This is a genomic window from Frisingicoccus sp., from assembly GCA_016298055.1.
GTDB lineage: Bacteria > Bacillota > Clostridia > Lachnospirales > Lachnospiraceae > Frisingicoccus.
On the sequence record JAEDDO010000073.1, the window covers coordinates 1 to 9,552 of the forward strand.

Annotated in this window: 8 protein-coding genes; 1 reads left to right on the forward strand and 7 read right to left on the reverse strand. The window is 42.2% G+C overall.

The features are described from left to right. Together QZZ35_RS07055 and QZZ35_RS07060 are read right to left on the reverse strand one after the other, a co-directional pair. The coding region (locus QZZ35_RS07055) for a diacylglycerol/lipid kinase family protein (protein WP_291236756.1) at window positions 1–849 on the reverse strand (849 nt) is incomplete at its 3' end. Continuing rightward, window positions 839–1,804 carry a 3'-5' exonuclease gene (locus QZZ35_RS07060; RefSeq protein ID WP_291236757.1) on the reverse strand — a complete coding sequence of 322 codons (966 nt, stop codon included), beginning with the start codon at window positions 1,802–1,804 and terminating at the stop codon, window positions 839–841. The genes QZZ35_RS07060 and QZZ35_RS07055, both read right to left, overlap by 11 nt. A 157-nt stretch (window positions 1,805–1,961) precedes the next feature. Between QZZ35_RS07060 and QZZ35_RS07065 the strand changes: the two genes are divergently transcribed. Beyond that, complete coding sequence (locus QZZ35_RS07065; RefSeq protein ID WP_291236758.1) at window positions 1,962–3,203, forward strand: DUF1015 domain-containing protein; 1,242 nt, start codon at window positions 1,962–1,964, stop codon at window positions 3,201–3,203. Window positions 3,204–3,246: 43 nt separating this feature from the next. On the opposite strand, the gene QZZ35_RS07070 is transcribed toward QZZ35_RS07065, so the two are convergent. From QZZ35_RS07070 to QZZ35_RS07090, 5 genes are all read right to left on the reverse strand, one after another. Then, on the reverse strand, window positions 3,247–4,866 hold the full coding sequence (locus QZZ35_RS07070; RefSeq protein WP_291236759.1) for a PP2C family protein-serine/threonine phosphatase: 1,620 nt from the start codon (window positions 4,864–4,866) through the stop codon (window positions 3,247–3,249). A gap of 101 nt (window positions 4,867–4,967) precedes the next feature. Then, window positions 4,968–6,461: a 4-alpha-glucanotransferase gene (gene malQ, locus QZZ35_RS07075; RefSeq protein WP_334299453.1), complete on the reverse strand. Its 1,494-nt coding sequence runs from the start codon at window positions 6,459–6,461 to the stop codon at window positions 4,968–4,970. Between the two features lie 55 nt (window positions 6,462–6,516). After that, window positions 6,517–7,626: an ABC transporter ATP-binding protein gene (locus QZZ35_RS07080; protein ID WP_291236761.1), complete on the reverse strand. Its 1,110-nt coding sequence runs from the start codon at window positions 7,624–7,626 to the stop codon at window positions 6,517–6,519. A 30-nt stretch (window positions 7,627–7,656) separates the two neighbouring features. Further along, on the reverse strand, window positions 7,657–8,661 hold the full coding sequence (locus tag QZZ35_RS07085; protein WP_291236762.1) for a LacI family DNA-binding transcriptional regulator: 1,005 nt from the start codon (window positions 8,659–8,661) through the stop codon (window positions 7,657–7,659). A 13-nt stretch (window positions 8,662–8,674) separates the two neighbouring features. Beyond that, window positions 8,675–9,520 carry a carbohydrate ABC transporter permease gene (locus QZZ35_RS07090; RefSeq protein ID WP_291236763.1) on the reverse strand — a complete coding sequence of 282 codons (846 nt, stop codon included), beginning with the start codon at window positions 9,518–9,520 and terminating at the stop codon, window positions 8,675–8,677. Window positions 9,521–9,552 lie beyond the last annotated feature (32 nt).

The following is a 9,552-nucleotide window of genomic DNA, read 5'->3' on the forward strand; positions in this document are numbered from 1 at the left end:
AGGAAGATTTCCAAATGTCTGACCATCAAAGTCTACAGAGACATCTTCTTTCGAAGCCGATTCAATACGAATACGTTTTGTCTGAAAATGCTTAACCTTCGGATGATTTGTCATCTTTCTCGTCAAAGCTCTCAGTCCCAGTGTGGAGACCTGACCAAGAGCCATCTTTTTAACAATAAGCACATCCAGAACACCGTCCTGCATATCCTTATCCGGCATCCCCTGATAAATTCCAAACCCGGCACATGTATTTAAAACTACAAAAGACAAAACATCTCTTTCACCCTGAAATTGTTTCGAATCCAGGCGAATCCGAACGGTCTCCATACCCTTCTTCGAAAAATCCAGTGCCCCCTCCATATAATAAGCCAGTTTTCCAAGCACCGCCTTGCTCTCCTGGGATACTTTATCATTCACATTGGCACCAAAACCACCGCTGACCCGATTAATAAAATAACGGTCATTTATCTTTCCTACATCAATCTTTCTGATCTTGAATTCCATAATCATTCTGCAAAACGCTTCCGGTGTCTGAGGCGGTTTCGCATACTGGGCAAAATCATTGGCTGTTCCCATTGAAAGGACCGCCAGCGGTGTCTCACTGCCGCCCTCAAGCAGTCCATTCACAACATCATTGAGCGTTCCGTCACCACCGACAGAAACAACAAAATCATATTCGCCCTTTCTTATCTTCCTGGCCTCTTCAAGCGCATCCCCCACTTTTTTTGTATAAACAACATCAATGTGGTCAACGACCTGATTTAAAACAAGACAACCGACAATACTCTCAATACTTTTAAGAAAATTCTGCTTTCCGGATGAAGGATTAATAATAAATTTAGCCTTCATGGGTTCCCTCCCTATGCCTTTTTTCCTGCCTTTTCTGGCGCATCTCTTCTTTTAAATCAGCAATATGACCGGCACCGTCAGAATCTATGCTCCTGAGCGTCTTTACAACAAATATTTTATCCTCATCCGTCTTCTTCAAACGTATCTTCCCCCGAAGATAACCATGTTCCTCACATTCGGCCAGACAATAATAGGCCTTATTCTTTCCGACAAACCACCGGATTCTCTTCAGCGCCGGTTTGCCGCATTTAAAACAACGCGATGTGCGTACCTCCCGATCTGCCATAGCGGCTTCTTTGCTGACAAACTCTTTTGATACATACTTTGAATACGTATCATAAATCAGCTTCAATTCTTCTTTTCGAGTCTTTGGATTGCGGAAATAATCCACTGTATACCATTTTTCAGCCTCTTTCCAATCCATCTTTCGAAAAACATCCGCTGTATACACAGCATCATTAACCGCCCGGTGAAATCCCGCTTTATTTCTTAACTTAAAAAAGTCAACCGCATATTCCAGTGAAGCCGTGCTGTTTTCGTTATCGTAAAAAATCCGAAACAGCTTCTGTACATTATAATATTTAATCGGACCTTCCAACATGTCTTCCAAATGATAGAATTTCATATTTCTCTGAAGTTCCATCAAATCCAGATTCCCCCATGTACAAAACATATATCCGTCACCGCACCATTCAAGAAATGCTTCCAGAGCGTCAGGAAAAGGCGATCCCAAACTTAATTCTTTTTCAGTAATACCTGTCAGACTCTTCGTCACATGATGCAGTTTTTTGTATACTTTCGGCTTAATCACTTTGCTGAACTGACCGATCTCTCTGCCGTTCTCGTCAAGCTTTACAGCACCAATCTCAATAATTTCAAAAGGCAGACGTTTATTTGAAGTATTCTTACCATAAGGAGATTGATTCCACTCAAAATCCACAACAACATATTTCATAATTCTCTGTCTCTCCCTCTTCGCTGCACTTCTTTTTATTATATCATATGTTTCTTATCTCTGCGAGGATTAATGTATGTACATAAACTTGAAATTCCGACATCATTTATGCTAAGATAAGGTTTATACGACTAATGTAATATTTAAGGAGGCTACTATGGCTGTTTTAAAACCTTTCGCTGCAATCCGTCCGGTCCCGGCTCTGGCTGCTTCGGTCGCCGCCCTTCCTTATGATGTCATGAACACACAGGAAGCCCGCAGAATGGTACATAATAATCCCTACTCATTTCTTCATGTGGACCGGGCGGAAATTAATTTTAACGAATCTGTCGATCCCTATTCGGATCAGGTATATGAAAAGGCTGCCGCTACATTAAATCAGATGCGTACAGACGGCATTTACATTCAGGACGATTCCGCCTGTCTGTATATATATCGCGAAATCATGTACGGCCGTGTTCAGACAGGTCTTGTCGGCTGCGTATCTATTGACGATTACGCTAATAATATTATTAAAAAACACGAACTCACCCGTGCCGACAAAGAAGAAGACCGTATCCGCCATGTGGATGCTTGCAACGCGAATACCGGTCCTATTTTTCTGACATACCGGGCACAAAAAAACATTACGGACGCCATGAAATACTGGATGGATACTTACACTCCTCTTTATGATTTTACCGAAGATGATGGCGTACGTCATACAGTATGGAAGATTGATGACCTTAATACCATCCACCGTTTCCAAAAAGAATTTGACAAAATTCCTTATCTTTATATTGCCGACGGCCATCATCGTGCCGCTTCAGCCTTTCAGGTAGGCATGCGGAGACGCAAAGAGCATCCGGACTATACAGGTGACGAAGAATTCAATTATTTTCTTTCTGTTCTTTTTCCGGACGAGCAGCTCCATATATGGCCATATAACAGATATGTACATGATCTGAACGGATTGACCGATGAACAGTTCCTTGCAAAACTTGAAGAAAAATTCGATGTCCTTCCGGTTAAAGAACGGTTTGAGCCATCAAAAAAGCACCAGGCCGGTATGTATCTTGACGGTTCCTGGTACGCTTTAACATTTAAATCCGGAACATTTAATGAAGACGATCCTGTTGAACATCTTGATGTGTCTATCCTTCAGAAAAATCTTCTCCAGCCGATTCTCGGAATCGATGACCCCCGCACAAGTAAGCGCATTGATTTTGTCGGCGGTATACGGGGTATCAAAGAACTGGAACGTCTGGTCAATACCAATCAGGGCGTTGCCTTTGCCTTATATCCGACAACAATGGATGATTTGATGACCATTGCCGATTCCGGCAGCATCATGCCGCCGAAATCCACCTGGTTTGAACCAAAACTCCGAAGCGGCATCTTTATTCACGAACTGATTTAAAGGGACAGGTTCTCTGGCTCATTGAGCCAGGGAACCTGTCCCCCTATATTAGTTTAATTGCCAGCATGGTCAGATCATCAAACTGAGGTGCTTCCCCAACAAAAAGGTCTACCGCCTTTTTGGTATTTGCAATAACTTGTTCCGCATCTGCTTCCGGCTGTTTGTTCAATGCCTGAAGAATTCTGTCTGTCCCGAACATTTCCATATTTCCGTTGGTTGCCTCCGGAGCTCCGTCGGTATATACAAATAATGTTCCGCCCTTATCCAGAGTCATCTCATAGTCTTTATACCGCACGCCTTCCATACTTCCAATTACAAAGCCATGTTTGTCTTTTATCAGTTCAAACTCACCATTGGCTTTCTTAAGTATCGGATACTCATGTCCCGCATTCGCAGCCACAATCTTCCCTGTAGAAATTGTAAGAATTCCAAGCCATACGGTAACAAACATATCATTCTCATTATTCTTACATATGGCTTTGTTCACCCGCTCTAAAATTTCACTCGGAGAACCGCCCATCATCGTATAATTGTTGACAAGAATTTTTGACATCATCATAAACAGTGCTGCCGGCACACCTTTGCCGGACACATCAGCTATGACAAGTGCCAGATGATCTTCATCAATCAGAAAGAAGTCATAAAAGTCGCCTCCCACCTCTTTTGCAGGTGTCATGGAAGCAAATATGTCAAACTCGCTTCTACTTGGAAAAGCCGGAAAGATATTCGGAAGCATGTCAGCCTGTATCTTCGTAGCCAGCTCAAGCTCTGTACCAATACGCTCTTTTTCCATCGTGATGCGTGTCAGATTATCTATGTACTCCAGTGTATCTTGCTCCATCTTTTCAATAGATGCGCCAAGTTTTTTTATTTCCCGTATACTGCTTATACTGCCCAAATCCAGATCATTTTCTTTACTGTTCTCCTGTGCAAACCTTTGTGCCTCATCGATAACCTTTTCAACAGGAATGATAAACTCTCTTTTTAAATAATATCCTGTTGAAACTGCAACAAAGGCAGATACAATGGCTGTTGCAACCGCAACCCAGAGAATATAACTTCTTCTTCCGTTCTTCAGTTCAGACATCGGCCGCTGTACACATAAAATTGCCTTAACTTCCCCATCTGCCCCTTTAACCGGAACAAGTGATGTAATATGAGGCTCTTTCCCATTCAGAGATGAAGTTCTTACAACTGTCCCTCTCTCAAGGCCATTCTCATAAATGTCTTTATATACCTGCTGATATTCCTCATTCGTGGTATCCCGCTCATATCCAACTTCCCATGCCGTATAACCGGAATCCGCATTAACCGCATTAAAGACCGATACAAAACGGCCATAATCCGATTTATCAACGGCAATGACATAAATTAACGTAACATTCTGTTTCTGACAAAGGATATCCAGCCGCTTCGCACTGAGTCGATAATCCTCACTGTCTCCTTTATTCTGAAGATATTCATCGATCTTGTCCGCATTAATCACAGCCACTGCTGTTTCCGCTGTACGAAATGCAGAGTCTGTATATTCTCTGGTCAGTGTATCCGTAAACCGGATATATCCAACAATACTGACGATCCAGCTGAATATCAAAAGGAACAGAACCGACCCGCTGATAATCCGAAAAGCAAGACCCGATGTGAAATTTTTAAGCCTTCTCATGTTTACTTCAGTCCTTTCTTTTATCATTATAATGAAAATCAAAAAAACTGTAAACAAAAACAGCTATCCGATATAAAAATATCTATCGAATAGCTGTTCTGTTATGCATCTCTGCCGTATATTTTTGTAAAATAATTCAGTTTCCCTGCCAGATTTTCATCAAATACTCCCGGAAGCGCACGCCAACTCCAGTTGGCTCCCATCGTTGACGGTGTGTTCATTCTGCTCTCACTGCCAAGCCCTAAAATGTCCTGAGCCTGAACAATTGTCAGTTCCGCCACACTTGCCCAGAGTTCTTTCATCATGTCCCAATGTCCATCGGACATATCGGTAATCCGAATATAATCTTTTGCCAGAGCCACATCCTCCGGCTCTGCAGATGTAAACCATCCCTGAACGGTATCATTATCATGGGTTCCGGTATAGGCCACACAGTGTTCCGGATAATTGTACGGAAGATAATCTGCATGATTCGGTTCTCTTGTATCAAAACCAAACTCCAACACCTTCATCCCCGGAAAACCGCTGTCTTTGAGCAGCTGACGAACAGAGTCTGTCATAAAACCAAGATCTTCCGCAATAATCCTTTGAGGTCCTATTGCTTCTTCCATTGCCCTGAAAAGTTCAATTCCCGGTCCTTCCTGCCATCTTCCGCTGCTCGCATCAGGTGCATCATGCGGAATCGCATAATAACTGTCAAATCCCCGAAAATGATCAATACGGAGCACATTGTATACTTTACAAAGATAACCGATTCTCCGGATCCACCAGCTGTAACCATCAGCTCTGTGTACATTCCAGTCAAAAAGCGGATTTCCCCACAGCTGACCTGTAGCAGAAAATCCATCCGGAGGGCATCCTGCCACATCTACAGGCTGTCGCTCCCCATCTAATTGAAACAACTCCGGATGCGCCCAGACATCCACACTGTCCAAAGCAACATAAAAAGGAAGATCCCCGATAATGTCAATGCCGCGTTCATTTGCGTAAGCACTCAACTCATGCCACTGACTGAAAAAGAAAAACTGGAGTACCTTCCAGAAAAGAATATCATCTTTCTTTTCTTCCCCTATATTTTCAAGGGCTTTCGGATCATGATTTCGGCAAGCGATTTCCCATTCCAGCCACGGAAGACCATCGTTCATATTTTTTAACGTCATGAACAGCGCATAATCCTCCAGCCAGAACCCATTCTCCGCACAAAAAGTATCAAACGCCTCCGACGGTGCCTGAAGAAATCTCTCGGCTGCAAGTTTCAATACAGGATAACGCTTATTGTACAGCTCACCGTAATCTACCTTTTCTGATGTTCCTCCCCAGTCTATATCTTTAAATTCACAGGCTTCAAGCAGCCCCTCCTGTTCTAATTTATCCAGATCAATAAAATAAGGGTTCCCCGCAAAAGTCGAATAGGACTGATAAGGCGAATCACCGTAACTTGTCGGACATACCGGAAGAATCTGCCAATAGGATTGTCCTGATCTCACAAGAAAATCCACAAATTCCCGGGCATCCTTTCCCATTGTTCCCACACCATAAGGTGACGGCAATGAAGATATGTGCATTAAAATACCACTGCTTCTCAAGATTAACACATCCTCTGTCGATTATAATTTTGGGGCCAAAGATTCTCTGGCCCCACTACCACACTTAATTGCAAATTGTTTTTTCAGTCTCTTTGTCAAAAATATGTAATTTTTCTGTATCGATCACAAGACGTACATCCTCATCCGCACGTACATCTGCCTTCGAAGGAACTCTTGCAATGAGCTTCTGTCCCTCAGATGTCACGTACAGATAAATTTCCGCGCCCATCATCTCGGCCAGATCCACATGTGTATTAATAACAGCAGGATCCGGAGTTAACTTACTGAGATCCTCTACATGAAGGTCTTCCGGACGAATACCCATAACAACTTCTTTTCCAACATAGGCAAGAAGTTGTTCTTTAGCTCTATCCTTCGTCACAGGAATTCTGTTCTGACCATAAACAAGAACAATTCCCTTATCCTCTTTTTCAACTTTTGCCGTAATAAAGTTCATCTGAGGTGATCCGATAAATCCGGCAACAAACATATTGCAAGGATAATTGTAAAGGTTCTGAGGTGTATCATACTGCTGGATCACACCGGCTTTCATAACACAGATGCGGTCACCCATCGTCATAGCTTCTGTCTGGTCATGTGTAACATATACGAATGTTGTCTGAAGACGTTTGTGAAGTGCTGCAATCTGGCTGCGCATCTCTGTACGCAGTTTTGCATCCAGGTTAGATAATGGTTCATCTAATAAGAATACTTCCGGATCACGGACCATAGCACGTCCTAAAGCAACACGCTGACGCTGTCCGCCTGATAATGCTTTTGGTTTACGTTTAAGATAAGGCTCCAGTTCAAGAATTCGTGCTGCCTCACGAACCTTCTGATCGATTACATCCTTTGGTGTCTTACGAAGTTCCAGAGCAAATGCCATGTTTTTGTAAACAGTCATATGCGGATACAGAGCATAACTCTGGAATACCATAGCAATATCACGTTCCTTCGGAGGAACATCATTCACACATTTATCACCGATACACAGTTCACCGGTAGAAACACTTTCAAGTCCGGCAATCATACGCAGTGTTGTTGATTTTCCACAACCGGATGGCCCTACCAGAACAACAAATTCTTTATCTTTAATTTCCAGATTTAATTCCGGAATAACGGTCACACCGTTATCATAAGTTTTTGTAACATTTTTAAAAGAGATACTTGCCATACGAATACTACTCCTTTTATTTATACCAATCTAATGTTTGCATACACTTTCCCCTGGAATCAGATAGAAAGGCTCAACTTCATAAACCGATGATGACTCTCCGTCGATACATTTCAGTAAGATGTCCACACTTTTCGAAGCAATACCTTCTCTGTGCTGCCGGATCGTCGTCAAACGCGGACACATATAATTTCCTATATCTATGCCATCAAAACCAATGACAGATATGTCTTTCGGAACTTCCAGGCCACGGTCCTTAATTGCCCGTATTGCTCCGATTGCAATGACATCCGCCATCGCAAAAACTGCTGTAATCTCAGGCATCTTATTAATCAGCCGTCCCATCGCGTCATAACCTTCTGCAATTCCAAAATAGGCATTCTCATATTGAGTGTCCGGATCAAACTCCATGCCATGACATTCAAAAGCTTTACGGCAGCCCTGCAAGCGGGAAAATGCTGCCTGGGAAATGGATGTCTTTCCACCCAGAATACCAATATTTTTATGTCCCAGCGATAAAAGATGTTCTACTGCAAATCGGGCAGCCGCCTCATCATCCGTACATACACTTGACAGATTTGCATACCCAAAATCCGCTGCCGGATTCGTTACAAACACACACGGCACATCAATTTTCTCAAAATGCGGACGCACATACTCCGGATTAATCCCAAGAAATAAAATTCCCATCGGACGACGCTCCGCACAGATCTTGACTGCCTGTTCCATCTCGTTATCTTCTTCATTCAAATAATATACCATACAGGCATAATCTTTCTGACGGATCATCCCCTGCATCTGCTCCACAATAGCCGCAAAAAGCATGTTCTGTGCACCTTTAATAATAATTGCAATGCCATCTTTTGTCTGTTTTTTCAGATGTTTTGCATTACTGTTCAGCTGGAAATGATATTTTTCCACAACTTCCATGACTTTTTTTCTCGCTTTCTCCGAGACTTGTGCTGAATTATTGAGTACTCTTGAAACTGTTCCAACAGAATAACCCGATTCTTTTGCAATATCTTTTATCGTCATTCTACATTTCTCCTTAGCCTTTTACTGCACCAGCAGCAACACCTTTAATAATATATTTCTGGCAGAATAAGTATACAATAATAACAGGAATAATACTGATCATAATAACTGCCATTGTAGCGCCAAGGTCTACTGTACCATAACTTCCTTTCAGATACTGTACATGAATCGGAATTGTCATATATTCGGTTCTGTCCAGTACCAGGTATGGAAGCAGATAATCATTCCAGATCCACATAACTTCCAGTACGCCTACAGAAATCATAATGGATTTCAACATTGGAAGTACAACTCTAAAATATGTAGCAATCGGTCCGCATCCGTCAATTGCTGCTGCTTCTTCGACTTCCAGCGGAATACTCTTTATAAATCCTGTAAACATGAAGACAGCCAGTCCCGCTCCAAATCCCAGATAAATAATCGGTATCGTATACGGTGTATTTAACTTTAATTTATCCGCAGTGGAGGACAGTGTGAACATAACCATCTGGAATGGTACGATCATTGAGAACAGGCATAAATAATACATAATCTTTGCAAGTGTATCATTTACCCGGACAATGTACCATGCCGCCATGGATGTACACAGAAGAATAAGGACTGTCGACACAACGGTAATAAAAAGACTGAAAAATACAGATTTAAGGAATGGATAATTACCAAAGGTCATACCTTTAATGTAGTTATCCCATCCGACGAAGGATTCCGCATTCGGCAATGCAAATGTATCTGTATTAACAAAAGAATTTGCCTTGAAGGAGTTCATCAGAACCTCGAAAATCGGAATCATATAAATAACACTTATGATCACGAATACAACCGTGAGCATTTTATTTCCAAAACTTCTTTTTTCGCCCATTATCTCTGAACCTCCTTCTCACGTGTAAATCT